22 protein-coding genes and 1 pseudogene are annotated in these 26,425 nt (G+C 75.0%); 16 read left to right on the forward strand and 7 right to left on the reverse strand.

The genetic code is table 11. The features are described 5' to 3' along the window. Together ACIWVC_RS15790 and ACIWVC_RS15795 are read right to left on the reverse strand one after the other, a co-directional pair. The coding region (locus ACIWVC_RS15790) for a PadR family transcriptional regulator (RefSeq protein ID WP_396454264.1) at window positions 1–612 on the reverse strand (612 nt) is incomplete at its 3' end. Between the two features lie 114 nt (window positions 613–726). Beyond that, window positions 727–2,367, reverse strand: coding sequence for a DUF4132 domain-containing protein (locus ACIWVC_RS15795; protein ID WP_396448939.1), 1,641 nt, complete (start codon window positions 2,365–2,367; stop codon window positions 727–729). 184 nt (window positions 2,368–2,551) lie between these two features. Here ACIWVC_RS15795 and ACIWVC_RS15800 point away from each other — a divergent pair, with 184 nt between their 5' ends. The 7 genes from ACIWVC_RS15800 (at window position 2,552) to ACIWVC_RS15830 (ending at window position 8,774) form a co-directional block, all read left to right on the forward strand. Then, window positions 2,552–4,003, forward strand: coding sequence for a flavin-containing monooxygenase (locus ACIWVC_RS15800; RefSeq protein ID WP_396448938.1), 1,452 nt, complete (start codon window positions 2,552–2,554; stop codon window positions 4,001–4,003). 10 nt (window positions 4,004–4,013) lie between these two features. Beyond that, complete coding sequence (locus tag ACIWVC_RS15805) at window positions 4,014–4,781, forward strand: SDR family NAD(P)-dependent oxidoreductase (protein WP_396448937.1); 768 nt, start codon at window positions 4,014–4,016, stop codon at window positions 4,779–4,781. Window positions 4,782–4,900: 119 nt separating this feature from the next. After that, window positions 4,901–5,911: a DMT family transporter gene (locus ACIWVC_RS15810; RefSeq protein ID WP_396448936.1), complete on the forward strand. Its 1,011-nt coding sequence runs from the start codon at window positions 4,901–4,903 to the stop codon at window positions 5,909–5,911. Continuing rightward, window positions 5,881–6,657, forward strand: coding sequence for a serine protease (locus ACIWVC_RS15815; RefSeq protein WP_396448935.1), 777 nt, complete (start codon window positions 5,881–5,883; stop codon window positions 6,655–6,657). The genes ACIWVC_RS15810 and ACIWVC_RS15815 overlap by 31 nt, the downstream gene beginning before the upstream one ends. A 42-nt stretch (window positions 6,658–6,699) precedes the next feature. Then, window positions 6,700–7,608, forward strand: coding sequence for an NAD-dependent epimerase/dehydratase family protein (locus tag ACIWVC_RS15820; protein ID WP_396448934.1), 909 nt, complete (start codon window positions 6,700–6,702; stop codon window positions 7,606–7,608). Between the two features lie 10 nt (window positions 7,609–7,618). Next, window positions 7,619–7,939, forward strand: coding sequence for a co-chaperone GroES (locus ACIWVC_RS15825; RefSeq protein WP_089326083.1), 321 nt, complete (start codon window positions 7,619–7,621; stop codon window positions 7,937–7,939). A 70-nt stretch (window positions 7,940–8,009) separates the two neighbouring features. Beyond that, window positions 8,010–8,774 (forward strand): helix-turn-helix transcriptional regulator, encoded by a 765-nt coding sequence (locus ACIWVC_RS15830; RefSeq protein WP_396448933.1) that lies wholly within the window; start codon window positions 8,010–8,012, stop codon window positions 8,772–8,774. Between the two features lie 72 nt (window positions 8,775–8,846). Here ACIWVC_RS15830 and ACIWVC_RS15835 read toward each other — a convergent pair whose 3' ends face one another. From ACIWVC_RS15835 to ACIWVC_RS15845, 3 genes are read right to left on the reverse strand one after another with little or no spacing between them, the layout of a single operon-like run. Continuing rightward, on the reverse strand, window positions 8,847–9,359 hold the full coding sequence (locus tag ACIWVC_RS15835) for a hypothetical protein (RefSeq protein ID WP_396448932.1): 513 nt from the start codon (window positions 9,357–9,359) through the stop codon (window positions 8,847–8,849). Between the two features lie 20 nt (window positions 9,360–9,379). After that, window positions 9,380–10,852, reverse strand: coding sequence for a multicopper oxidase domain-containing protein (locus ACIWVC_RS15840; RefSeq protein WP_396448931.1), 1,473 nt, complete (start codon window positions 10,850–10,852; stop codon window positions 9,380–9,382). Between the two features lie 54 nt (window positions 10,853–10,906). Beyond that, on the reverse strand, window positions 10,907–11,980 hold the full coding sequence (locus ACIWVC_RS15845; RefSeq protein WP_396448930.1) for a multicopper oxidase family protein: 1,074 nt from the start codon (window positions 11,978–11,980) through the stop codon (window positions 10,907–10,909). A gap of 410 nt (window positions 11,981–12,390) precedes the next feature. Between ACIWVC_RS15845 and ACIWVC_RS15850 the strand changes: the two genes are divergently transcribed. Further along, window positions 12,391–12,756 (forward strand): PH domain-containing protein, encoded by a 366-nt coding sequence (locus tag ACIWVC_RS15850; protein WP_396448929.1) that lies wholly within the window; start codon window positions 12,391–12,393, stop codon window positions 12,754–12,756. Between the two features lie 30 nt (window positions 12,757–12,786). Here the strand turns inward: ACIWVC_RS15850 and ACIWVC_RS15855 are convergent, their stop codons facing one another. Next, a complete protein-coding gene (locus tag ACIWVC_RS15855; RefSeq protein ID WP_396454265.1) occupies window positions 12,787–15,810 on the reverse strand; it encodes an AAA family ATPase in 3,024 nt (1,007 codons plus the stop codon). Beyond that, window positions 15,807–16,934 (reverse strand): exonuclease SbcCD subunit D, encoded by a 1,128-nt coding sequence (locus ACIWVC_RS15860; protein ID WP_396452509.1) that lies wholly within the window; start codon window positions 16,932–16,934, stop codon window positions 15,807–15,809. The genes ACIWVC_RS15855 and ACIWVC_RS15860 overlap by 4 nt, the downstream gene beginning before the upstream one ends. Before the next feature lie 156 nt (window positions 16,935–17,090). On the opposite strand from ACIWVC_RS15860, the gene ACIWVC_RS15865 reads away from it, so the two are divergent. From ACIWVC_RS15865 to ACIWVC_RS15900, 8 genes and pseudogenes are all read left to right on the forward strand, one after another. Then, complete coding sequence (locus tag ACIWVC_RS15865; protein WP_396454267.1) at window positions 17,091–17,741, forward strand: RibD family protein; 651 nt, start codon at window positions 17,091–17,093, stop codon at window positions 17,739–17,741. Next, window positions 17,738–18,199 carry a deaminase gene (locus tag ACIWVC_RS15870; protein WP_396452511.1) on the forward strand — a complete coding sequence of 154 codons (462 nt, stop codon included), beginning with the start codon at window positions 17,738–17,740 and terminating at the stop codon, window positions 18,197–18,199. Before ACIWVC_RS15865 ends, ACIWVC_RS15870 begins: the two co-directional genes overlap by 4 nt. 141 nt (window positions 18,200–18,340) lie before the next feature. Beyond that, window positions 18,341–19,783: an aldehyde dehydrogenase gene (locus ACIWVC_RS15875; RefSeq protein ID WP_396452512.1), complete on the forward strand. Its 1,443-nt coding sequence runs from the start codon at window positions 18,341–18,343 to the stop codon at window positions 19,781–19,783. A 106-nt stretch (window positions 19,784–19,889) separates the two neighbouring features. After that, entirely contained in the window at window positions 19,890–21,101 is a 1,212-nt protein-coding gene (locus ACIWVC_RS15880) for a hypothetical protein (protein ID WP_396454266.1), read from the forward strand. Continuing rightward, entirely contained in the window at window positions 21,098–21,673 is a 576-nt protein-coding gene (locus ACIWVC_RS15885) for a hypothetical protein (protein WP_396452516.1), read from the forward strand. The genes ACIWVC_RS15880 and ACIWVC_RS15885 overlap by 4 nt, the downstream gene beginning before the upstream one ends. Then, window positions 21,670–22,314 (forward strand): hypothetical protein, encoded by a 645-nt coding sequence (locus ACIWVC_RS15890; RefSeq protein WP_396452518.1) that lies wholly within the window; start codon window positions 21,670–21,672, stop codon window positions 22,312–22,314. The genes ACIWVC_RS15885 and ACIWVC_RS15890 overlap by 4 nt, the downstream gene beginning before the upstream one ends. Beyond that, complete coding sequence (locus tag ACIWVC_RS15895) at window positions 22,311–25,367, forward strand: chromosome partitioning protein ParA (protein WP_396452520.1); 3,057 nt, start codon at window positions 22,311–22,313, stop codon at window positions 25,365–25,367. The genes ACIWVC_RS15890 and ACIWVC_RS15895 overlap by 4 nt, the downstream gene beginning before the upstream one ends. Window positions 25,368–25,533: 166 nt before the next feature. Further along, a pseudogene (locus ACIWVC_RS15900) lies at window positions 25,534–26,425 on the forward strand (serine/threonine-protein kinase); the annotation flags it as partial.

Genomic DNA, 26,425 nt, shown 5'->3' on the forward strand with positions numbered 1-26,425 from the left:
CTCGCCGACCGCCTCGCCTGCCGCCTCGCCTGCCGACTCGCCGGCCTTCTCGCCTGCCGACTCGCCTGCCATCACGTAGGCGCCCGACTCCAGCCGCTCGATCAGCCCGCGCGTCCACGCCGTCGCGGACTCCGCGGAGTGCATCCAGTAGCCGAGCAGCTCCCGCAGGTGGTCGGACGGGTCCTGCTCGTCCAGGTGCGGGGCGACCGAGGCGCGCCACGCGGCCAGCCCGTCCAGCCGCCGGCGGAGCAGCTCGACCGCCTCGGCGCGCGGCAGCTCGGTGAGGAACCCGAGCCCGGCGGTCAGCATCTCCGGATGCCGGATGTCGACGGTCGACAGGGCGCAGCGCAGCAGCCGCAGGAACTCCTCCCGGCCCGCGTCGGTGATCTCGTAGTCGGTGTGCGGCGGCCCGGCCTCGCTCTCCTCCACCTCGTGGGCGCGCAGCAGGCCCTCCTTGGCGAGCTGCCTCAGCGCGTGGTAGATCGACCCGGGATTCACGTGGGCCCACTCGTCCGAGCCCCACGACATCAGCTGGCGCCGCACCTCGTAGCCGTGGGCCCGCCCGAACCGCCGCACCCCGCCGAGCACCAGCAGCCGCGTCGTCGACATCATCTCCCCCTGTGCGCGAAAAACCTGTCCAGGGTAGACGGTCCGGGCGGATGCGGGGACTAGCTCCGCAACGCGGCGAGGTCTCCGCCGGCGGGGGCGAGGCGGGCGGCGGGGGCGTCAGGCGCCCCGCTTGATCTGCGCGAGGACGGTCTCGTCGCTGATGCGGTGGTCGGCGGCCAGGAGGAACGCCGTGCCGAGGATCTGTGTGAGGCGCTCGTCCTCGAACGGCAGGAACAGGCCCTTCTGGCTCGGCCTGCGGGACGGTTCCGCGCGCAGCCGGGCGTTGCCGGGCTCCATCAGCACGCCCCCCGACCCCAGGTGGATCTTGTAGGTGCGCAGTTCGCCCCGGACGACGAGGAACCTGCCGTCGACCGAGCACCGGCCGGCGATCTTCGTGCCGGGCAGGATGCGGCGCAGCGCGTCGCCGCGGATCTCGGCGCTCGCCGAGAGCTCGCCGAACGGCGCCTCCTCGGTGATCGAGGTGACGCGGAGGAACAGGTCGACCTCCCGCGCGCCCTCGCTGTACACGAGCGGCGGCACGTCCGCCGGGTGGACCTCCCGCCAGCGGCCGGCGACCTTCCGCTCGAACCGGGTGCCGTCGTGGTGGCTGACGCGCCAGGCGCCCTCGGCGAAGACGCGCCGCAGCTCGCCGTCGAACCCGCCGCGGCGCCGGACCGGCCCGGCGCCGGCCGGGGCGGGCCGGTAGGTCTCCCGGAACGCCTGCTTGAACGACTGCGTCATCCGGTTCGCGGTCACGAAGCCGCGCCAGGCCCGCACCGCGCCGGGGAACGCCCGCGCCGGATGCCACAGCCGCACCCGGGCGTCATCGGCGGGGACGGGCAGCGCGCGGCCGTCCACCGTCACCAGCACCCCCTCGCCGGGGGTGGCCGCGTGCCAGATGCCGTCCGGTCCCTCGAACTCCCAGATCAGGCCGCAGGCGACCACGCCCGTGACCGGGTGGTCGCGGTAGTGGCGGCGCCACTCGGCGAACGGCCAGGTGCGCTCCACCGCCATCAGCGCCTCGATGCGGGTCCGCTCGGCGGCGAGCGTCGCGCGGACCTGCTTCACCAGGGTCTTCAGCTCCTTGATCTCGGCGGCGAACGGGACCTTGAGCGCGCCCGGGACGGTGCGCAGCGGCCGGCCGTCCGCGCCGGTGAAGGTGAGCCGGACGGTCAGCGGGTCCTCGATGACGAGCACCGCCTGGTAGGCGCCGATGTCGCGGGCGAGCGAGCCGTCCCGGCAGAGGCCGTGCGCGGGCACCCCGCGCTCGACCAGCTGCGCGGGGGTGATGCCGCGGCGGGCCGCCGCCGCCTCGATGGCCGCCGCGATCCGCCGGCCGAGGCCCGGGTAGCGGACGTCGCGGCTCAGCCCGCGCAGCACGTCGAGGGCGCGCGGGTCGGCGAACTCGCCGAGCGCGTTGATCGCCGCGCCGGCGAGCTTGGCGGACGGCCGGAACTCGCGGGTCACCCCGGCGGCGCGGCGCGCGATGACGTCCAGCAGCGGGATCACGCCGGGGTCGCCGAGCAGCGCGGCGGCCCACACCCGGCCGCGCGCGCCCGGCTCGGCGCGCAGCGAAGGGTCGGAGAACGGCCGCCCGCCGGCGAGGTCCGGCTCCTTCGTCGCGTACCAGCGCACCCTGCGCAGCACCTCGTCGCGCGCGGCGGGGGCGGCCAGGAGTTCCAGTGTGCGGCGGCGCCACGCGCGCGTCGGCCGTGGCGCGTTGAGCGCGTCCAGATGCGCCCGGAGGTCGTCGGACATGGGGTGATCTTTCCAGACGCCGCCGACGGTTCCCGGCGTTTCCGGTGATCAGCGCTTGCTCTGGGGGAGATCACGGGCATCAGCGGTACGGATCGGCAGAAACCGGGCGGCTGCGGCACCTGGTCAGTGACCTCGTGGTCACCTAGGCTCGGTGGACACCGAGTAGAACGAGGTTCGGACGGCCATGGCGCACAGCGTGGTGATCATCGGTAGCGGGTTCGGCGGGATCGGGACGGCGATCAAGCTGCGGGAGGCCGGCGTCCACGACGTGGTCGTCCTGGAGAAGGCCGAGGGGCTCGGCGGCACCTGGCGGGACAACACCTATCCGGGCGCCGCGTGCGACGTGCCGTCCCACCTGTACTCGTTCTCGTTCGAGCGCAAGACCGACTGGTCGCGCCGGTTCCCGCCGCAGGCCGAGATCCTCGACTACCTGTGGCACTGCGCCCGCAAGTACCGGGTGCTGGAGAAGGTGCGGTTCGGTACCGAGGTCACCGAGGCGCGGTTCGACGAGGACGCCGCGCTCTGGCGGATCTCCACGACGAACGGCGACCTGGAGGCGCGGGTGCTGGTGTCGGCGTGCGGGCAGCTGAACCGGCCCGTCCTGCCGGACATCGAGGGGCGCGACTCGTTCGCCGGGACGAGCTTCCACTCCGCGCGCTGGGACCACGGCGCCGACCTGCGCGGCAAGCGGATCGCGGTGGTCGGGACGGGGGCGAGCGCGATCCAGTTCGTCCCGGAGATCGCCAAGGAGGCGGCGGAGCTGCGGCTGTTCCAGCGGTCCGCGCCGTACGTGATCGACAAGCCGGACCGGGTGTACCGGCCCTGGCAGCAGGCCGCCATGAAGGCCGTGCCGGGCCTGTGGGAGCTGAACCGCGCCTACGTCTACCTCGCGTACGAGGCGCGGGCGCTGGGGTTCATCAAATACCCCAAGCTGATGGCGATGCTGGAGAAGCGGTTCAAGAAAACGCTGCGGAACGCCATCGGGGACCCGGTGCTGCGGGAGGCGCTCATCCCCGGCTACCCGATGGGCTGCAAGCGGATCCTGCTCTCCAGCGACTACTATCCGGCGCTGGCCCGGCCGAACGTCGACCTCATCACCGACCCGATCGTGCGGATCACGCCGTCCGGCGTCGAGACGGCGCGCCGCGCCTATGACGTGGACGTCATCGTGTACGGGACGGGGTTCCGGTCCACCGAGTTCCTCTCCCCCATGAAGATCGTCGGGCGGGACGGCCGGGAGCTGAACGAGGCGTGGCGGGACGGCGCGCAGGCGCACCTCGGCATCACGGTCAGCGGCTTCCCGAACCTGTTCCTGCTGTACGGCCCGTACACCAACCTCGGGCACAACTCGATCATCTACATGCTGGAGTCGCAGATCCGGTACGTGCTCGGCTGCGTGGAGGCGCTGCGCGGCGCGGGCCTCGCCTGGATCGACGTCAAGCCGGACGTCCAGGACGCGTTCACCCGGGAGATGCGCGAGCGGATGCGCACCACCGTGTGGGAGGCGGGCTGCCGGAGCTGGTACATGACCGCCGACGGCAAGGTCGTCAACAACTGGCCCGGGTTCACGTTCGCCTACCGCCGCGCGACGCGCCGCCCCGACCCGCGGCACTTCACCGCGAGGCGGGCCGCCTAGGCTCGGAGCCATGCCGACCGCCTTCATCACCGGCGCGACCGCGGGCCTCGGCGCCGCGTTCGCCCGCCGCCTCGCCTCCGACGGCTTCGACCTCGTCCTGCTGGCCCGCGACGCCGAGCGGCTGGACCGCACCGCCGCCGAGCTGCGCGGCGCGTACGCCGTCCGCGCCGAGGCGCTGCCCGCCGACCTGTCCGCCGAGGAGGGGCTGGCGGCGGCCGAGGAACGCGTCCGCAAGGACGTCGACCTGCTGGTCAACAACGCCGGGTTCGGCAACAAGGGGGTGTTCCTGGACGTCCCGGTGGCCGACGAGCTGGCCATGCTGAAGGTGCACTGCGAGGCCGTCCTGCGGCTCACCCACGCCGCGCTGCCGGGGATGCTGGAGCGCGGCCGGGGCGCGGTGCTCAACGTCTCGTCGATGGCGGCGTTCGCGACGCGCGGCACCTACGGCGCGTCCAAGGCGTGGGTGGTGAGCTTCAGCCGGGGCATCGCGGCCGACCTGCGGCAGCGGTCGCGCGGTGGCGTCCGGGTGATGGCGCTGTGCCCCGGTTTCGTGCACACCGAGTTCCACGAGCGCGCACGCATGGACATGTCCGGCCTGCCCGGCTTCATGTGGCTGGACAAGGACGACGTCGTCGACGCCGCGCTGCGCGACCTGCGCCGCGGGGCGGAGGTCAGCATCCCGGGCGCGCAGTACAAGGTGCTCGCCGGCGCCGCCCGGTTCGTCCCGCGCGGGCTGGTCACCCGCCTCTCGTCCACCACCGGCCGCCGGTACGGCTGAGCCGCATGTAAGCGAGCACTTGCAAGGGCGGCCCGCGCGGGGCACCCTGATAGCACCGGTCGATTCGATGGCGCGCCGAACGACATGCCCCGCCCCCGTCCACCGAGAGGCCACTCCCGATGGGTACCGACCTGGGTTATGCCGCCCTCGCACTGATCGCGACCGCCGTCTACTACATCGCCTTCCTGGTCTTCCGCGCGTCCGCGCGGAGGATGGAGCCGCTGCGCGGCAGCCGCCCGTTCCGCGTCGCCCGGCTCATGCTGACCGACCCGGTGTGGCTCGGCGGCGGGCTGCTGCTGTTCCTCGGCCTCGGCTACGAGGTCGTGGCGTTCTCCGCGCTGCCGCTCGCCCTCGCCCAGCCGATCTTCGCGGTGGCGCTGGTGCTGCTCGTCGGGTACGCGGTGCGCTTCCTCGGCGAGCGGCTCAGCGCCCGCGAGTGGGCGAGCGTCGCGCTGTTCGTCCTCGCCGCGATGCTGATCGGGCTGTCCGCCTCCGATGAGGGCGGCCTGCACGCCGGCGCCACGCCGGCGGGCACGCTCGCCCGGCCCTGGACGATGATCGCCGTCTGCGCCCCGGCGGTGCTCGTCGCCGCGCTGGTATGGCTGGTCGGGGACCGCCGCGCGAGCGGCCGGCACGCCCGCAAGCCGGCCGGCGTCGCCTACGGGATCGGCGCCGGGGCGTGCGCCGGGCTGGCCGAGGCCGGCATCCGCGGCATCTCGATCGTGTACCAGGAGACCGGGAGCCTCCAGGCGGTCATGCAGTCCGCCTACCCGTACCTGACGATCGGCCTCGCCGCGATCGCGCTCGGCCAGCTGCAGGTCGCGCTGCAGCGCTGCCGGATCGCGATCGTCGCGGTCGTGCTCACCGTCATCGGCCGGACGTACCTGCTCCTCGCCGGCAGCGTGCTGTTCGGCGAGGACTGGCCGCGCGAGACCGGACCGTTCCTGCTGCGGGCGGGCGGCTTCACGCTGGCGCTGCTCGCGCTCGTGCTGTTCCCCCGGTACGAGGAGCAGGCGCCGTACGGGGAGGAGGCGCGGGCGCCGGAACCGGCCGCCCGGAACACCGTGCACCCGGCCTTCGATGCTCGTACATTGCCCAGATGGCCCTCCACTCCCGCCGGTCCCTCCTGACGGCCGCGCTCGGCGCCGCCCTCGCGCTGGCCGGCGCCGCGGCGGCGCTGCCGCTGGCGCCCGCCCCCGCAGCCGCCGTCGTGGGCGGCGCCCCGGCCTCGTCCGCGGCGTACCCGTGGCTCGCCGCGGTCGGATCGCCGATCTTCTTCGTCCGGCCGTCGGGGCAGTTCTGCGGCGGCGCGCTGATCAAGCCGGACCGGGTGCTCACGGCGGGGCACTGCGTGTCGCTGTTCCGGTCGGTGCCGGGGCTGCTCACGGCCACTTTCGGCCGGGACGACCTGACCGGCGATGGCGGTGAGACGGTCCCCGTGGCGTCGCTGCGCATCCATCCGGACTACCGGGAGACGTCGTTCAAGGGCGAGACCGTCCTGCACCACGACATCGCGGTCCTCACGCTGGCACGGCCCGTGCACCGGCCCGTGGCCGCGCTCGGCTCGCCCGGCTCCGCCCGGACGGGCCGGATCCTCGGCTGGGGCTTCACGTCGGAGAACGACCTGCTCAACACACGTCTGCGGGCCGCAGACGTCCCGCTGCGGAGCGACGCGGCGTGCCGGCGGGCCTACGGCGGCTCGTTCGACCCGTCCGACATGCTGTGCGCCGGATCGGACCGGGCCGACACGTGCCAGTTCGACAGCGGCGGACCGCTGGTCGTCCGCGGCCGCGTCGCCGCGCTGACCTCCTGGGGCCGCGGCTGCGCCGAACCCGGCTACCCGGGCGTGTACGCGAGGCTCGGCTCCCTGCCCTGACCGGCCATTGCCCCGCCCCGGCCCCGCCTGGATGCTGGCCCCATGCGGGTACTGGTGACGGGGGCGGCGGGATACATCGGATACGCGGTCGGGCGGCGGCTGGTCGCGGCCGGCCACGAGGTGGACGGGCTGGTGCGGCGCGACGCGGCGCTGCCGGACGGCGTGCGGCCCGTGCGCGGCGACCTGCTCGACCCGGACGGGCTCCCGCGCGGCCCGTACGACGGGGTGTGCCACCTGGCGGCGCTCACCCGCGTGCGGGAGTCGTTCGAGCAGCCGCTGCCCTACTTCGCGGCCAACGTCCAGGGCACGGTGAACCTGCTGGAGGCCGTCGCGGCGGACCGGATCGTGCTCGGCTCCACGGCGGCGGTGTACGGGGCGCCGGAGCGGCAGCCGATCCCCGAGAGCGAGGCCCCCGCGCCGGCCAGCCCGTACGGGGCGTCGAAGCTGGCCGCCGAGCACGCCGTCCGCTGGCACGCGCGGACGGGCGCGGCCGGCGCGGTCGTCCTGCGCACGTTCAACGTCGCGGGATCGGTGGACGGCCGCACCGACCCCGACGAGACCCGGCTGATCCCGAAGGCCCTCGCCGTGGCCGCCGGGCGCGCCCCGCACATCGAGCTCAACGGCGAGGGGCTCGCCGTCCGCGAGTACCTGCACGTCGACGACCTCGCCGCCGCCTACGTCCGGGCGCTGGAGGCCGTCCGCCCCGGCGAGGACCGCGTCTACAACGTCGGCAGCGGCGCCGGGGCGGCCGTGCGCGAGGTCGTCGCCGCCGTGGAGCAGGTGACCGGCCGGCCGGTGCCCGCGCGCCGCCGCCCGGCCCGGCCGGAGGCGCCGGTGCTGGTCTGCGACGCCGCCGCGATCCGGGCCGAGCTCGGCTGGCGGCCGGAGCGCTCCGCGCTGCCGGAGATCATCGCCGGCTCGTGGGACGCCCTGCTCCGCGCGGGCGGATAAACTCGCCGGCGTGTCCGAGCCGAAGTTCGAAGTCCAGATGCTCCACGACCGCGTCATGATCAAGGTCGAGAAGGACAGCGGCGAGCGCCGCAGCACCGGCGGCATCGTGATCCCCGCGACCGTGGAGCAGGGGAACCGCCTGGTCTGGGGCGAGGTCTGCGGGGTCGGCCACCACGTGCGGATCGTCAAGCCCGGCGACCGGGTCCTGTTCCACCCGGGTGACCAGTACGAAGTCGAGATCCAGGGCGAGAACTACCTCGTCATGCGCGAGCGCGACCTGCACGCCATCGCCAGCGAGCGCCCCGAGCACGGCACCGGCCTCTACCTCTAGACCGCGCCGCCGGATCGCGTCCCGCTCCCGCCCGTGGTTTTCACTAGTCGATATGCATAAACTCGGGAGCATGGACGACCGCGAATGGGTCGACGCGGAACCCGCGGCGGCCGAGGCGGGGCTCGGCGGCAGCCGCGCACGGGTCCTGCGGGTGGTCCGCGAGGCGGGCGCCGCCCCGCTCGGCGTGCGCGAGATCGCCGAGCGGGCCGGGCTGCATCCCAACACCACCCGCTTCCACCTCGACGGGCTGTCCGAGGCCGGCCTGGTGGAGCGGGTCGCCGAGGACCGCGACCGGCCCGGCCGCCCCCGCGTGATGTACCGGGCGGAGGCCGCGGACGGCAGGCACAGCTACCGGTTGCTCGCCGAGATGCTGGCGAGCCTGGTCTCGGGCCTGCTCCCCGATCCGGAGCGGGCCGCGCTGGAGGCGGGCCGCGCCTGGGGCCGCCATCTCGCCGACGCGCCGGCCCCGTTCCAGCGCCTCGACCCGGCGGAGGCCCTGAAGCGCCTCAACCGGCTGATGGCCGGCATCGGGTTCAGCCCCGAGTTCGAGCACGACACCGGTCACACGGATCCGGACGAGGTCCGCATCCGGGTGCGGAACTGCCCCTTCGGCACGGTCGCCGAACAGCACGCGGACGTGGTGTGCCGGCTGCATCTCGGCCTGATCCAGGGCGCGCTCGAGGAGCTGGACGTGCCGATGGCGGCGGACCGGCTCGATCCGCTGGTGGAGCCGCACCTCTGCCTGGCTTACCTGCGCCGCGCCCCGAGGAGCGATGGCGAGGCGGACCGGGCGGACGCCGGCACCGCCCCGGCGGACGGCGAAGCCGAGGGCTGACGGCCCGGACGCGCGGAAGGCCCGCGGACCCCTTTCGGGCGTCCGCGGGCCGACGGGCCGGGCCGGGAGGCGTCAGCCGCTCCGCTCCGCCGGTTCCTCCGCGGCGTCCGCGGAACCCTCTGCCACGGGATCCTTCACCGCGGAGTCCTTCGCCGCGGTCTGCCGCGCCTTGGAACGCGGGCCGCGAAGGGCGAGCAGGATTCCGCCGACCAGTGCCAGTTCGGCGAGGCCGCTGAGCACGTCGAGGACGCCGGCCGCCTCCGCCTCGCCCGCCTCCGGGCCGAAGGGCAGGCCGGCCGTACGGCTCACCGCCCACAGCGCGAGGACGCCGAGGTTGACGGCGAGCCCGGACAGCAGCAGCGGCCGCTCGCTCCCGGTGCAGGCGAGCACCGCCCAGACGAGCTGGAACATGCCGATGGCGCTGAAGAAGACGCCGTAGGCCCACCATTCGCTCAGGTGCTCGGGCACGACGGCGTAGTGGACGAGCGCCGCGAGGGCCGACCCGATCGCCGCGACGCGTCCGGCCGTGAGCGCGGACGAGGCCGCCGGGGCGGTCGCCGTGCCGCTGGTCTCGATGGTTGTCATGGTCACCTCCTGGGGGTGGGTCAGCCGACCTGGAAGACGCCCACGCCGCCCGCGGCCATGTTCCTCATCTTGTGGCCGAGGAACGCGTAGGTGCCGGCGTCGGGAAGGGTGAACTCGACGAAGCCGCCCTGGGTGGGCTGCAGGTCGAGGACCTGGGCGCCGCCCTTGTCGGCGTTGCCCTTGCGCACCAGGTAGGCGCCGTCCTTCCAGACCGTGTCGAAGATCGTCCCGACGACGTGGAAGGCGATGTTCTCGTTGGGGCCGCCGTCGTCCACCCACACGCGGACCCGGTCGCCGGGCTTCACCTTGATCGGGGCGTGCACGTACTGGTTGTGGTAGCCGTTGAAGACGACCGCGTCGTACTCGCCGGCCATCATCTTGGCCATGTCGCCGGGCTTGCCCTGGGGACCGAGGTACAGCTCGGACTGCACGAGCACCAGCTCCTTGTCGACCTTGTCCAGCTTCGGCGGGTCGACGATCACGGCGCCGTGCATGCCGTTGCCGATGTGGTAGATCATCGGGTCGGAGCCGCAGTGGTAGGTGAAGATGCCGGCGAACTGCGCCTTGAACTCGTAGACGAGCGTCTCACCGGGCTTGATCGTCCTCATCTCGACGTTCGGCGCGACCTTGGACGCGTGGAAGTCGATCGAGTGGCCCATCGAGCCCTTGTTGACGAGCTTGATCCGGAAGGTGTCGCCGACGCTGCCGCGCAGTGTCGGGCCGGGCGCGGAGCCGTTGTAGGTCCACCGGGTCTGCTTCACGCCGGGGGCCACCTCGATCTCCTTCTCGGTGACGGTGAAGGTGACCTCGTGGACGTCCTTGCCGTCGTTGGCGGGTGCCGTCGGGTCGTGCGGCTTCCAGCCGGCGGCGGGCTTGGCGGCCGGGTCGATCTTGGCGTTCGCGGAGTCGCCGGCGGCGGTGCCGCTCGCCGCCGCGCCGGTGTCGCCCGCCGCGGCCGACGCGGTCTTGCCGCCGGTCACGGTGACGTCGACCAGCATGCCGGCTTCCTTGTGGCCGGGGACGACGCACCACGCCTGGGTGGACTCGGTGAGCACGCCCCAGTGCTGCGTCTCGGACTGGCCTGGTTCGAGCTCCTTGTTCGTCTTGCCGAGCAGGCTGAACGTGTGGTTCATGCTGCCCTTGTTGACGACCTTCACCGTGACGTCGGCGCCCGCCGGGACGGTGACCTTGTTCGGCTTGATGTACATGTCGCCCTCTTCGAATTCGAGGGTGACCTTCTTGCCCTTCCCGGGCAGGGCCGCGTCACCGCCGCCGGAGGAGGACGAGGAGGAGCCGGCCTCCTGCGACGCGGCCAGCGTGCCGTGCTGGTCGCCGGGCGCGAAGCCGACCATGAGCAGCCCGACGATGAGGCCGAGCGCGAGCGCCGCGCTGATGGCGGGCAGGTACCCGTTCAGCGCCGCGGTCCAGTGTCTGCGGGCGGGCGCCGACGGCCCGCCCGACGCCGGATCGTCCGGCGCGGGGGTTGTGGACATTGACTCACTCCAGATGTGAGAAAGGGGGGATCCGAGCGGTTCGGGGTGCCGCGCTCAGGTGATCTGCATCTCCATGACCAGGCCGAACATGCCCTGGGAGCCTTCGGCGTGCGGGAAGATGTGGCAGTGCCAGATCCACTTGCCGGGCTGGTCGGCGTGGATCAGGACGGTGTAGCGCTCGCCCGGCGCGACGTTGACGGTGTCGGCCTTGTAGGTCTGCTCCAGCGGGAACCCGTCCTTGGCGATGATCACCTGGTCCACGCCGTGCAGGTGCATCGGATGCGCCATCGTCCCGGCGTTGACGTAGGTGACCTGCACCCAGTCGCCCACCTTGGCCTTCAGCGGCTTGGTCGCGGGGAACGACTTGCCGTTGAGCGTCATCCCGATCACGCCGGCGTCCTGGATCTGGATGATCTGCTTCTGCGCCACCTTCTCCTTGTGGGGGGTGGGGATGTCACCGAACTGGATCGCGCCCCACAGCCCGCTGCTCACCTGCTTGGTGCCGTTGTAGTGCGAGTGGTACCAGGTGTCGGCGATCCGGGTCACCGGGAACTCGTAGGCGAACGACTTGCCCGGCTTGATCGAGTCCTGGGTGACGTTGGGGACGCCGTCCATCTTGTTGGGCAACTGGATTCCATGCCAGTGGACGCTGGTCGGCTCGGGCAGGTCGTTCTTGACCACGATGCGGACCTTGTCCCCGACGTCCGCGCGGATCGTCGGGCCGGGCACCATGCCGTTGAAGCCCCAGGCGTCCACGACCTTGCCCGGTTCCACCTCCCACTTCAGGGGCGCGGCCGTCATGTGGAACTCCTTGGTGCCGTCCGCCAGCACCTTCGGGACGAGGTCCTGCCCGCCCTGGCCCTTGGTGGCCGCGGGGAAGCTCTTGTCCCGCTTCGCCATGGCCTCGTCCATGGCCTTCCAGTCGCCCGCACCGCCGGCGGACGCGTCGTGCGAGGTTCCGTGGTCCTCCGCGGCGGACGGCGCCGCCGCCTCCGCCGCGGGCGCGGACTCCGCCGCGTGCGACGCCTCGGTCGCGCCGCTGCCGCGTGGAATCGTCCACAGCGACACGGTCAGCGCGAGCGCGAACGCGATCGCGGCGACCAGCGCCCTCGATCTGGCTCCATCCATCGTGTCGACCCCTTCCGGGTCCTAATTTTTACGAGCGCATTAGGTTTAATTGTTCGCACCGGTCCCGGTCTATAGGCGGGGGGTGTGAAGCGCCGCACAGATTTGATGGAAGCCTTATTCATGCAGTTCAGATGGGGTTCACTTGCGAGGGAGGGCGCGACTGTGCCGCCATCGCGCACCCCGCCTGCACGGCCCCGGTTCAACCAAATACACTAGTTTTTTTGGTCTTTTCGGTCGGCGAGGCGTCCCGGCCGGGGACTCGCGGTCGGTGACGCGCGGCACCGTGGGCGGCGGAGGGACCGGCTTCCCCGAAGCGGCGCGATCCCCGCGCGGCGGGCTGAGACACTGCCCTGCGGAACGGGACGGGCCGCGCGCCCGTCGAACCGGCACACCGAGCACCGGAGGGACCGATGGGCGACGGGATCGAACACGACAGGTCGAGCCAGCTCAAGCAGATCGAGAGCGGGCTGCTCCCCGGCGAGCAGATCATCGCCGTCTACGACGCGGTCGGGACGGGCACCGGGTTCATCGGCCTCACCGACCGGCGGGTGATCATCCAGGACCGGAGCTTCGCCGGCAAGAAGTACGCGATCACCAGCGTGCCGTACTCGAAGATCACCTCGGTGAGCGTGGTCAGCAACAAGTCGTGGGCCGGGTCGTACTTCTCCACCGGGTCGATCGCGATCCACGTCGGCCACCAGACCTACGAGGTCGAGTTCCGCGGCAGCGACAAGAGCCACCACGTCCACAACGTGATCTTGCAGCACATCTCCTGACGCGCGGCCGGCCGCCGGAGGAGGCGCAGGTCAGACGACGACCTTCACGGTGGAGCCGGTGCGGTCCTTGGTGACGCGGAGCTGCGCGGGGATGCGGGCGCGCAGCTCGGCGACGTGGCTGACGATGCCGACCGCCCGGCCGCCGTCGCGCAGGCCGTCCAGGACGTCCATGACCTCGTCGAGCGTCTCCTCGTCGAGGGTGCCGAAGCCCTCGTCGACGAACAGCGTGCCGATCTCGGTGCCGCCGGCCTCGGCGGTGACGACGTCGGCGAGGCCGAGCGCGAGGGCCAGCGAGGTGATGAACGACTCGCCGCCGGACAGGGTGGCCGGGTCGCGCGTCAGGCCCGTCCAGGCGTCGGCGACGCGGAGGCCGAGGCCGCCCGCGCCCTTCGCGCGGTCGCCGGCCGTCCGGTCGGTGGTGTGGGCGAGGGCGTAGCGGCCCCCGGACATGCGCGACAGCCGCTCGTTCGCGGCGGCGACGACCTGTTCGAGGCGCGCGGCGAGCACGTACGCCGACAGCGACATGGCGTGCCGGTTCGCGGGGTGCTTGCCGGACGCGAGCCCGGCGAGCCGCTCGGCGACCTCGTGGCGTTCGGCGGCGGGCCGCCATGCGGCGACGGCGCCGGCGAGCCGGCCGCGCAGCTCGGCGAGGCGTTCGCAGCGGTGCCGGGCGCGGTCGGCGGCGCTCACGGCCTCGGTGTGCGCGTCCTCCGCCGCGCGGACGGCCGCGCGGAGGGCGGGCAGGTCGGGCGCGGGCTCGGCGGCGGCCGCGATGAGTTCGGGGTCCTTGAGCAGGGCGCGGACCTGGGCCTCCTCGACGTCCCACTGGCGGAGCCTGTCCCGGAGGGCGCCCTGCTCCTCGTCGGGCAGCGCGGCTTCGAGGACCTCGTCGGGCGTCCCGAACCCCTGCTCCTCGGCCTCCTGCCGCGCCTTCGCGCGGGCGGCGGCCAGCTCCTCCTCGGCGCGGCCGCGGTCGCGCGCCGCCTCGGCCGCCTCGCCCAGCGCGCCGGCCTCGCGGGTGAGGCGGGCGATGCGCTCCTCCAGGGTCGGGTCGTCACCGCGCGCCTCGTCCAGCTCCGCGGCGAGGCGGGCCCGCTCGGCGGCCAGGTTCTCGTCGCGGGCGCGGGTCTCGGCGAGCCGCCGGGAGACCCGGTCGTGCTCGTCGCGGGCCAGGTCGAGTTCCCGCTCGTGGCGGTGGAGCACGGCCTCCAGCCGCTCCGCCTCCGCGGCCCGCGCCATGGCGGCCTCGAACTCCTCCCGCGCCTCGGCCAACTCGGCGGCGAGCGCGGCGGCGGGCGCGTCGCCGGCCGCCTCGATCAGCTGGTCGAGTTCGGAGCGCCGCGACTCGACCTCGCCGGTCCGCCTCTCGCGCAGGTCCTGCGCCTCGTCGTAGGCGGCCTGGGCGCGCTCGATCTCGCCCTCGGTCGGGACGACGGCGAGGGACGCGACGGGCGCGGGGTGCTCCGTGGAGCCGCAGACCCGGCAGGGCTCGCCGTCGCGCAGCTCGGCGGCGAGCGCGGCGGCCATGCCGTCCAGGCGCGCCTGCCGGAGCTCCTGGACGCGGTCGCGGGCCCGCTGCGCGGCGTCGACCGCGGCGCGCTGCGCCTCCTCGGCGGCGGCGAGCAGGCCCTCGACCCGGTCGCGGCGGTGCGCGGCGTCGAGCCTGCGCTCGGCGTCCCGGACGGCGGCCTCCGCGCCGGCGCGGCCCGCCGCCGCGAGCCTGGCCTCCTCCAGCTCGGCGCGGCGGGCGGCCACGATGCCGGGCAGCTCCTCCAGCGCCGCGGCCGCCCGCGCCTCCTGCTGCTCCAGGCCGCGCAGCTCCTCGGCCAGGGACCGCCGGTCACGCTCGATCTCGCGGAGCCGGGCGGCCTTCCCGCGCACGCCCTCCAGCGCGGCGGCCTCGTCGCGGCGGTCGCGCTCGGCCTTGGCGAGGACGTCCTCCGGCGCCTTCGGCGGCAGCAGCGCGGCGACCCGGGACCTGGTCTCCTCGGCCCAGCGGCGGGCCTGCACCGCCCGGCCGTGCCGGTCGCGCACGTCCTTCACCCAGGGGACGACCCGGTCGGCGCGGGCGGCGGCGTCCAGCCGCGACGCCGTACGGGACCTCTCCCCGGCGTGCTCGGCCAGCGCGTCGCGCCGGGCGAGGGCCTCGGCGTGCGCCCGCCGCCGCCGGGCGAGGTCCTCGCCGTCCTCCAGCGCCGCGCGGGCCGCGCGGAGCGCCGCCGCGGCCTCGTCCCGCAGGCGCTCGACGGCGGCGCGGACATCGGCGTGCCCGGCCGCCAGCTCGGCCGCCCACGCGGGCAGCACATCGACCTCGGCGAGCGGCTCGGCGGCCGGTTCGCCGCGGCGCGGCCGCGGGACGGCCGGCCGCTCCCCGCGCGGCGGCGCGGCGCCCGCCGCCTCGGCGATCCGGGCGGCCTCCGCGGCCGCGGCGGCGCCCAGCTCGGCGGCCTCCCGGCCGGTCGCGGCGCGGCGGTCGGCCAGCCACTTCTCGACCTGCGCGAACACCTCGGCCGCGAACAGCCGCTCCAGGACCCGGCGGCGCTCGTCCGCCCCGGCGCGCAGGAACCCGGCGAACTCCCCCTGCGGCAGCAGCGCCACCTGGCAGAACTGCACGGCGTTCATCCCGAGCAGGCGCGACACCAGGTCGCCCGCCTCGTCGAGCCGGGTGGTGAGCCCGGTCCACGCACCGTGCTCGCACTCCTCCAGAATGACCTTGGCGTGCTCGGTGGTGGTCCCGGACCCGCGCAGTTTGGGGCGCTCCCAGGCGGGCGACCGGGTGATCCGCAGCCGGCGGCCCCGGATCGTCGTCTCCAGCACCACCCGCGGCCCGGCGCCGGGCGGCGCGTGGTCGCTGCGCAGCCCCTTCACCGCGTTCCGCACGCCGGGCACCTGCCCGTAGAGGGCGAAGCACACCGCGTCCAGGACGCTGGTCTTGCCCGCGCCCGTCCGCCCCTGGACGAGGAACAGCCCGGCGTCCGAGAGCGCGTCGAAGTCGATCACCTCGGTGCCGGAGAACGGCCCGAACGCCGCGATCTCGAGCCGGTGCAGCCTCACGCGAGGACCTCCTCGCGGCGGCACGCCTCGAAGGCCTCGCGCAGCAGGGCGCGTTCGGCGGGGGTCGCGGGGCCGTCGGTGACCTCCGCGACGAAGTCGCCCGCGATGTCGAGGGCGGAGCGTTCGCGGACCCGGTCGGACCAGGTGCGGGCGCCGCCTGCGCCGCCGCCCTCGGGGGCGTGGCCGAGGACGAGCGCGTGCGGGAAGCGGCGGCGCAGGCGCTCCATGGCGGCGGACGGGCGGCGAGCGTCGGTCAGCGTGATCTGCAGCCAGTGGTCTTCGAACTCGTCGTAGGCCGGGTCGCCGAGCAGGTCGTCGATGCGGCCGGTCAGCCGGGCGAGGCGGCGCGGGACGGGCGCCTCCACGAACTCCCCCGCGACGCCGTCCGCGGTGACGTCGAGCAGCCAGGAGCCCTTGACGTGCTTCTCCTCGGAGAACGAGTACGCGAGCGGCGAACCCGAGTAGCGGACGCGGTCGGTGACGCGCCAGGCGCCGTGGAGGTGGCCGAGCGCCGCGTAGTCGACGCCGTCGAACACCGACGCCGCGACCTGCGACGACCCGCCGACCGAGATGTCGCGCTCGCTCTCGCTGGACTCGCCGCCGGTCACGAACGCGTGCGCCAGCACGATGGAGTGCTCCCGGCGCCGCGCGGCGTCGGCCCGCACGCGGCGCATGGCCTCGGTGAGCGCGGCGGCGTGGCTGCGCTCGTCCAGCTCCCAGGGGTGGCGGACGAGCTCGGGCTCCAGGTACGGGATGCCGTAGACCGCGGCGTCGCCGACGATGACGGGCTCCCCCACGGCGGCGAAGTCGGTGCGGACGTGCACGCCCGCCCCGTCCATCAGCGCCGAGCCGAACCCGAGCCGGCGCGCCGAGTCGTGGTTGCCGGCGATGAGCACCACCCGGGCCCGCTCGGCGAGCCGTTCGAGCGCCTCGTCGCACAGCTTGACGGCGTCGACGGCGGGCAGCGCCCGGTCGTAGACGTCGCCGGACACCAGCACGCACTCGACCCGCTCCGCGGCGACGGTCTCGACCAGGTGGTCGACGAACGCCGCCTGCGCGGCCAGCAGATCCTCCCGGTGGAACGATCTGCCCAGATGCCAGTCGGAGGTGTGCAGGATTCGCATGTCGCAGCAACCATAGGCACCCCCTCCGACACATCCGGCGCAGAAACGCCGGGGCGCCCCGAAGGGATCTTGCGATGCCCGCGGCCGCGGCTCCCGTAATGTTGCGGCGTGAGCGATCGTCCCAGTGTGCGCCCGTACGTGCTGCTGAGCTGCGCGATGTCCGCCGACGGCTACATCGACGACGCGGGCCCCGAGCGGCTGCGGCTGTCCAGCCCGGCGGACTTCGACCGGGTCGACGCGGTCCGCGCCGGCTGCGACGCGATCCTCGTCGGCGCCGGCACGGTACGGGCCGACGACCCGAAGCTGCTGATCCGCTCCGCCGCGCGCCGGGAGCACCGCGCGGCGCGGGGGCTGCCCGCCGACCTGACCAAGGTCACGCTGACCTGGAGCGGCGACCTCGACCCGGCCGCCCGCTTCTTCACCACCGGCGAGGCGCCGAAGCTCGTCTACGCCCCGTCCGCCGCGGCCGCGGAGCTGGCGCCGCGCCTGGACGGCCTGGCCGAGGTGGTGGACGCGGGCGACCCGCTCGGCCTGCCGGCCGTCCTCGCCGATCTCGCCGCGCGCGGCGTCCGCCGGCTGATGGTCGAGGGGGGCGGCGCGATCCACACGCTCTTCCTGACCTCCGGCCTGGTGGACGAGCTGCAGCTGGTGATCGCGCCGTTCTTCGTCGGCGACCCGTCCGCGCCGCGGTTCGTCCGCTCCGGGGTGTTCCCGCAGTCCCCGGAGAACCCGATGCGGCTGGAGGACGTCACCCGGATCGGCGACCTGGCGCTGCTGCGCTACCGCCTCGGAGCCGCACGCGGATGACCGGGCCGCACGCGACGACCGGGCCGCGCGCGGACGACCGCGCCTGGCTGGCGCTGGCCTGCGACCTGGCGAGGCTGTGCCCGCCGTCCCGCACGGCGTTCTCCGTCGGCGCGGTGATCGTCGGGCCGGACGGCCGGGAGATCGCGCGCGGCTTCTCCCGCGAGGACGACCCGCACGACCACGCCGAGGAGGCCGCGCTCGCCAAGGCGCCGGGGAGCCTGGCGGGCGCGACCGTCTACAGCTCCCTCGAACCGTGCGGGCACCGCGCGTCCCGCCCCCGCCCGTGCGCCGAGCTGATCGTCGCGTCGGGCGCGCGGCGGGTCGTGTTCGCCTGGCGGGAGCCGGAGCTGTTCGCCGCGGGCACCGGCGCGGAGATCCTCGCGGCGGCGGGCGTGGAGATCCGGGAGCTGCCCGAGCTGGCCGACCGCGCCCGCGAGCCGAACGCCCATCTCCTCTGACCGGTCTCCCCCGGCCCGCGGCGGAGCGGAATGAGACGCGAGTCTCATTGGTCTTCCACCGCGCCGGGACCTCATGCGATGCTGTGCCCAAGCAAGCATTCGGTTACCGAACTCGCCCGTCTGGCAGGGAGGCACAGCACCATGCGCGAGCACGATCGGCTGTTCATCGGCGGCGAGTGGGCCGCCCCGGCCGGCACCGGCACGATCGACGTCATCTCCCCGCACACCGAGGAGGTCATCGGGCGGGTGCCGGAGGGCACCGAGGCCGACATCGACGCGGCGGTCGCGGCGGCGCGCCGCGCGTTCGACGAGGGCCCCTGGCCCCGGATGACGCCCGCCGAGCGCGCCGAGATCGTCGGGCGCCTCTCCGCGATCTACGCGGAGCGGCAGCAGGAGATGGCCGACCTCTGCACCGCCCAGATGGGGTCGCCCATCATGTTCTCGGTGTTCGGGCAGGCCGCCATCCCGCAGATGGTCCTGCAGTACTACGTGGACCTCGCCGCGACCTACACGTGGGAGGAGGAGCGGCAGGGAATGCTGGGGCCGGTCACGGTCACCCAGGACCCGGTCGGCGTCGTCGCGGCGATCGTCCCGTGGAACGTCCCGCAGTTCACGCTGATGCTGAAGCTCGCGCCCGCGCTGATCGCCGGCTGCACGGTGGTGGCGAAGCCGTCCCCCGAGACGCCCCTCGACACCTACCTGCTCGCCGAGTGGATCCGCGAGGCCGGCATCCCCGAGGGCGTCGTCAACTTCGTCCCCGCCGGGCGCGAGGTCGGCGCGTACCTCGTCGCGCACCCCGACGTCGACAAGGTCTCCTTCACCGGCTCGACCGCCGCCGGCCGCAAGATCGGCGCGGTCTGCGGCGAGCAGCTGAAGCGGGTCACCCTCGAACTCGGCGGCAAGTCGGCCGCGATCATCCTGGACGACGCCGACCTCGCGTCCACGGTCGAGGGCTTCAAGCTGGCGTCGCTGATGAACAACGGCGAGGCGTGCGCCGCCCAGACCCGCATCCTCGCGTCCCGCCGCCGCTACGACGAGGTCGCCGACGCCCTCGCCGCCATGGTCGGCGGCCTCAACGTCGGGGACCCCGCCGACTACGCCACCGAGGTCGGCCCGCTGGTCACCAGGCGGCAGCAGGAGCGCGTCGAGAACTACATCCGGATCGGCCAGGACGAGGGCGCCAAGCTGATCACCGGGGGCCTGAACCGCCCGCACGACCGCGGCTGGTACGTCGCGCCGACCGTGTTCGGCGACGTCGGCAACGACATGCGCATCGCCCGCGAGGAGATCTTCGGCCCGGTGCTCGTGCTCATCCCCTACGAGGACGAGGCCGACGCCGTCCGGATCGCCAACGACAGCGACTACGGCCTCGGCGGCTCGGTGTGGACGTCCGACGTCGACCGCGGCATCGACGTCGCCCGCCGCATCCGCACCGGCAGCTGCGGCGTGAACATGTACACCCTCGACCCGAACACGCCGTTCGGCGGCTTCAAGAGCAGCGGCATGGGCCGCGAACTCGGCCCCGAGGGGATGCGCGCCTACCTGGAGCACAAGTCGATCCCCCGTCCCGCACCCGCCGCCTGAGCCCGGTCCCGCGCATCCGCCGCCCGCGGATGCGCGGGACCCCCCGGGCGGGGCGACCGGGGTCCGATTCCGCGTTGGGGGCCGGAGGGCCGTACCGTAGTGCGCCGTGTCCCCCACCACCGAGAACGCGGCCGCCAGCCTGGACGACGCCCTGGTCGGCGAGGCGGTGCTGGGCGTGTACCGGCAGATGTTCGCGGCGCTTGCGCGCGACAGCGGCGCCGTCGTCGACGATCCGGAGCTGGTGGACGTCGCCGAGACGCTGCTCGCGGCGTTCGCCGACGCCGGCGAGGAGGGGCTGAGCCGCGAGCAGATGCGCCACGTGTGCCGCCGGTACCCGCCGGAGGTGTTCGAGAACCGGCTGCGGGTGCTGAAGGGGCTCGGCGCCGTCCGCGAGGTGTTCCCGAAGCCGAACCAGCTGCGCTACCGGGCGTCGTTCACCAGCGTCGTCGGGCTGATGATCGTCCGCCGGATGATGCTGGACGGCGGGCAGAGCGAGATGCACCGGCTGCTGGCGCTGGAGCAGCTCAACGCGGCCGACCCGCGCATGACGCCCGAGCAGGCGCGGGACGGCGCGGAGGGCCTCGCGCGCGCGTTCCGGCTGTGGAGCGTCGAGCTGGTCACGCTGACGAACGGCACCATCGAGGAGCTGCGGGAGCAGGCGCCGAAGCTGTGGGGGACGGAGGAGATCCTGCTGCGCGCCGAGCGGCTGCACGGCGCGATCCTGCGCCGCTGGCCGCAGCTCGACCGCACCTGCACCGACCTGCGCGCCGCCATCTACGCCTACGGCGACGCGTCCCGCCGCGCGGCCGCCCGCCTGTCGGACTCCGCGGGCACCACCCGGAACCTGACGCTGCTGCCGCCCGAGACGTGGCGCACGTTCGCGCGGACCGCGACGCGGGACGAGCTCGCGGCCGTCCTGGACGGCTTCGTGTTCGACGCCGCCGCCCCGTGGCACGAGCCGTCGGCCGTGGTGGCGGCCGTGGAGGACGCGCCGCGCGCCGCGCCCCCGCGCCCCGCGCCGCCCCGCCCGTCGGTCCCCGACCCGGGCCTTTCGGACGACACCGGGTCGGACACGGCGGCGACCGACCGGCTCCGCGACATCGCCGAGGAGATCCTGCGCGGCCGCGACCGGGTCGCGGTGGAGGACGTCCTCGCGCGGGACTGGGCCGCGGCCCGCCGCATCCTCGCCGACCTCTCCTCGGCCCACCTGCATCCCGGGCTCCCCTACCGGCTGGTCTGGTCGGACGGCCTGGACGTGCGCGCCGAGGGCTCCCCGACGTGGGTGACGCCGGGCTGGTTCGAGAGGACGGGCCCGTGACCGCCGGGCACGGCGGCGTGGACCCGCACGTGCTGGCCCGCGCACGCGCCCGCGTGCTGGGCGGCCCGTCCGCGCCGGCGGCGGACCCCGTCCCGCCCGGCACGGCCACCGCGGCGGACGGCGACCGGGTGTGGCTCTTCCCCGCATGGCCGGACGGGGCGACCCCCGCGCTGCTGGAGGAGTACGAGACCGCGCCCGTGCCGCTGGACCGCGCGGGCCAGGCCCGCCGCGTCCTCGCCGCCGCGCTGCGCTGCTGCTGGACCCGCCCGGACGACGCCCCCTGGCCGGGCTCCCCGGCCGCGGTCGCGGACGTCCTCGCGGTCTACGCGGACATGTCGCGCGGCGACGCCGGCCTGGCCCGCCGCTGGGCCACCGGGGAACTGCGCCGCCTGCACGACACGGGCTGGCTGCTGCTGGACGAGCCGGCCGGCATCGTCCGCCCCGGCCCCCGGATCGCCCTGTGGCCCGAATCGTCCCTCGCGTCCCTGCGCGACCTCCTCCACCGCCTCCCGCAGCCCCCGTCCCGCGCCGGGCGCGACGGGGCCGCGGGAGCCGAGGGGGACGCGCGGTGAGCGAGCTCTTCGAGCCGCTGCTCAGGCCCTACGACGAGCGGCGGCGGGCCGAGCTGGTCGCCGCCTACATGGCGGTGGAGCACGCGGCGGAGCCGGTGCCGGAGGTGCGGTTCCCGGCGCTGCGGGAGCCGGCGCTGCGCCGGACGGTCGAGGAGATGCTCGCGCTCAGCGGGCGCACGCTCGTCCGGTCGGAGCGGACGCGGTGGATCTCCGGATACCGGGACGACGTCGCCGCGGCGCTCGCCGAGGATCCCGACTGCGTCCCGGCGGCGCGGGAGCGGGCGGTGCTGGCGCTCGTGCTCATCCACTCGGTGGCGATCCCGCGCGCCGCCGGGCTGCTGGAGGACGACACGTGGGCCTCGCCGCATCCGACCCCGGCGGAGGAGCTGCGCCGCCGCACCCAGCTGCCCGTCGGGGAGCTGGACGCGGCGCTGCGCCGGCTGCGGCTGGCGGGCCTGGTCGCGCAGGTGAAGGCCGGTCCGGACGACGCCGGGGGGTTCGTGCCGGGGCCGCAGTTCCACCGGCTGACGGCCGCGGCGCGGCGCCGGCTGCAGGAGGAGCTGATCTTGGCCGCCGGGCCGGACTCGCCGCTCGCCGCGGCGATCCGGGCCCGGCGGCGGGGACGGGGAGAGGGCACATGACGGCCGAACCGACGCCGACCGCGCGCGACACCGAGAACGTCGTCGGCGACCGGACGCTCGTGGCGGTGCAGGCGGTGAACATCTCGCGGCTGTCCACGCATCCGGTGCCGACCGTCCCCGGGACGCTGATCGTCGTCGCCGGGCAGGGGCCGAAGGACTCCAACGGCGCGGGCAAGTCGTCGTTCATCGCGGCGATCACGGCGCTGCTCGGCGACGAGCAGTGGCGGTTCGCGTCCGGCGCGCGGGCGGTCGCGGAGCTGCTGTTCAACGCGGAGCTGGCGGCGCAGGGCGACAGCCGGTGGGCGAGCGCCGACCACGGGTACATCGTCGGCGTCTTCGACCACCCGGAGCCGCCGGAGAACGACCCGGAGGAGGAGACCGCGGTCACGGTGTGGCTGCGGGTGAACGCCGACGCGCCGCACCTGGAGATCCGGTGGCGGCGGGGCGTGCACCTGGCGTCGGCGCCGTCGGAGGCCGACCGGGTCGCGCTCGCCGACCGGCTGTGGGCGGGCCTCCCCCGCGGCGCGGGGCGCCGGGACCTGGTCGCGAAGGACCTGGGCCGCGTCCTGTACGGCGGCCGGGTCAGGTGCGTGTCGTTCCTGTCCACGTCGGTGCGGTCGAAGGTCGCGACGAACCTGCTGTCGCAGCCGCTCAACGAGATCAGCCCGGAGCGCGTCTTCAGCGCGATCGCCGCGCTGACGGGGCTCGACCGGGAGCTGGAGGCGGAGCGCAAGTCCCGCGCGGAGGAGCACCGGGAGCGCGCCAAGGCGGCGGAGGCCGCCGAGCGGCTCGCCGAGTGGGAGCGGGAGGCGGCGAGCCTGCTGAAGACGTTCGACCGGCGGGACCGGGCGCGGGACGAGGCGGCCGCGGCGCTGCGGCACTGGCGGACCCGGCAGGCCCGCCTGCTCGTGGACGCCGCGGAGGCCGACGCCGCGCACGCCGTCGAGCAGGAGCGGCTCCGCGCGGAGGGCGAGGAGCTGGCGCGGGCGGCCAGGGCGGCGGAGCGGGAGATCGAGCGGCTCACCGGCGGCGCGCTGGACGAGCAGGTGCGGGAGGCGCAGGCGGCGCTCGCGGAGCTGAAGGGGCGGGCCGACAGGCTCGGCGCCGACAAGGCCGTCGCCCGCGACCGCATGGACGAGCTGCGCCGGCAGGTCTCCGCCCTGGAGGAGCGGCGGCGGGAGGCGGACGGGCGCGACGCCGACACCGCCCGCGCCGAGCTGAAGGAGGCGGAGGCGCGCCGGGACGAGGCCCAGCAGGCGTACGGGATGGCCAAGGGCGCCGTCGCCCGCGCGGAGCGGTCCCTGGCCGAGGCGGAGGCGGGCGAGGGCAGCGCGCCGGAGCAGATCCGCGCGCTGTCCGCCGCGGGCATCGCCGCGGTCGGCCTGCTGGACGCGGTCGAGCTGGCCGACGACGTCCGGGAGCGCTGGGAGGCCGCGCTCTGGCCCTACCGCGAGGCCGTCGTCGTCGCGGAGGACGACCTCGGCGCCGCCGTCGGCGCGCTCGCGGGCATGCCCGGCTCCATGATCGTCCCGGCGGGGGGCGGCGGCCTGCCCGAGGGCGTGCGGTGCGAGCTCGCGCTGGGGCGGTTCTTCGCCGCCCTGGACGGCGGCGGCGCCGGCGCGGTCGTCGTCGGCGGCTTCGCCGAGCCGGTCACCGGGCGCGTCGCCCGCGTCCAGGCGGCCCGCACCGCGCTGGAGGCCGCGCAGGAGGCCCTGGAGGACGCGCGGCGGGCCGCGTCCGACGCCGCCGCCGACGTGGCGCTCGCCGGCCGGCGGCTGGGCGGCGCCCGCGCGGCCGAGGAGCTGGACGAGGTCCGCGAGCGGATGGCGGAGCTGCGCGAGAGCCTGGAGGAGCTGGCGGCCGGCGAGTCCCGGCTCGGCCCGCGGCTCGGGGCGGCGGAGCAGGAGCTGCGCCGCCTCCAGGCGAAGGCCGACACCCGCGCGCTGGAGATCGACCGGCTGCGCGGCCGCAAGGAGGAGTACGAGAAGGAGCGCGACCGGATCCGCCGCGCCGCGTCCGAGCTCGCCGACAGGCGGGCCGCGCTCGCCCTGGACGACCTGGAGAAGCACTGGGGCGGCTCCCGCGAGAGCGCCGCCGAGTGGCTGGCGGGCCTGGACGACGACGAGGCCGGCTGGACGCCCGCCGAGTGGTGGCACACCGCGGAGAGGCACCTGTCGGAGGCGCTGCGGCACGTCTTCCCGGACGGCCCGTCCGACGAGGACATGCCGGAGGAGATCCGGTTCCTGCTGCGGGAGCGCGCCGAGGGCGCCGGGCGCCGCACCGACCGCGAGCAGGCCGTGTTCGCCCGCCTCGCGCAGGCCCTCGAAGCGCATCTGCGCAGGCAGGAGGACTACGAGAGGCACCAGCGGCGGCAGATCGAGGTGCAGCTGTCGGCGCGCCGCACCGACCTGGAGAAGGCGCGGAAGGGCGCGGCGGAGGCGGCGGGCGCGGCCGAGGCGCACCGCACCGCGCTGACCGCCGCGATCCGCGCCCGCCTCCAGCGCGTGGCGGAGGAGTTCGAGAAGCTGGACCTGGCGTACGGCGGCTACGGCGCGACCCTCGAATTCCCCACGCCCGAGCAGCCGGCCGACCCCGAGCAGGAGTGGCGCTGGCGGGTCACGCCGAAGTGGCGCCGCTCGGACGGGCAGCGCTACGTCCCCTACAACCGGCGCGCCAACACCGCGCTCATGGACGAGAAGGCGGTCAAGCTCGTGTGCGCGGCCGCGCTCGCCAGCTCCGGCGGCGGCCGGCTCTGCCTGGTCCTGGACGAGCTGGGCCGCAACCTGGGCAAGGAGCACCGCAAGGAGGCCGTCGCGCTGTTCCGGAAGATCGGCGAGACGCACGGCATCACGGTCATCGGCGCCCTGCAGGACGACATGGAGCCGTACGCGATCGACGCCTGCGGCCAGTACGTGAAGCTGCGCCGCTCGTCCGACGCGATGCCGTACAACGAGCCCCCGGTCGTCGTCGGCTACGACGAGCACGAGGCCCGGGTGCGCATGCTCGCGGAGCAGATCACCGCCTCCCGGCCCGAGCCGGGGCGCGCCGAGTGACCGCCGCGGGAGGCGCTCCCGGCTCGCAGGATTGATCAAACCGTCCACCGGTCCCCTGCGTCACAGTGATGGACCGATCGGGATGGACCTCTGGGGGTGGCCGGTGGCGCAGTGGCGGGTTTCGGAGTTCGAGGAGGTGCGCGAGCTGGGCCGCGGGGCGCAGGGCCGGGTGGCGCTGGCCCGGCACGCCGCGTCCGGCACGCCCGTCGCGATCAAGTACCTGCCCGCCGGCGCCGGTCCCGCGGCCAGGGACGCCTTCCGCAACGAGGCCCGGATGCTCGGCCGGGTCGACGACCCGCACGTCGCGCGGCTCTACCGGCTCGTCGAGCACGAGGACGGCGCCGCGCTGATCATGGAGGCGGTCGAGGGCGTGTCGCTGAAGCGGATCCTGGCCGAGCACGGCGCCCTCGGCCCGGAGGCGGCGCTGCTGGTGCTGAAGGGCTCGCTGCGCGGGCTGGCCGCCGCGCACGCCGCCGGGGTCGTCCACCGCGACTACGAGCCCGCCAACGTCGTCGTCCGCGCGGACGGGCTCAGCAAGCTCATCGACTTCGGCATCGCCGTCTGGACGGGCGAGGGCGGCCGGTCGGGCACCCCCGTCTACATGGCGCCGGAGCAGTGGCGCGGCGAGCCCGCCGCCCCGGCCACCGACGTGTACGCCGCCACCTGCGTGTTCTACGAGTGCGTGACCGGCGAGCGGCCCTACCGCGCGGACGACCCGGCGGCGCTGATGGCCCTGCACACCGGCGCGCCCGTCCCGGCGGAGAACGTCCCCGAGCCGCTGCGCGCGCTGGTGCTCCAGGGGATGGCGAAGGACCCCGCCTACCGCCCGCCGAGCGCCGCGCACTTCGTCGGCGAACTCGACCGCGTCGCCGTGCGGGCCTACGGCGCGGACTGGGAGAAGCGCGGCGTCCGCGCCCTGGCCGTCGCGGCGGCCGCCCTCGCCGCGCTCTTCCCGCTGGCCGCCGCCGGCCTGGCCCCGGCCGGCGCGGGAGCCGCGGCGGCGGGCACCGCGGCCGGCACGGCGGGCACGGTCGGCACGGCCGGCACGGCGGGCGCCG

Origin of the sequence: Actinomadura sp., from assembly GCF_044508335.1 — a bacterium.
In the GTDB taxonomy this organism is placed as follows: domain Bacteria; phylum Actinomycetota; class Actinomycetes; order Streptosporangiales; family Streptosporangiaceae; genus Spirillospora.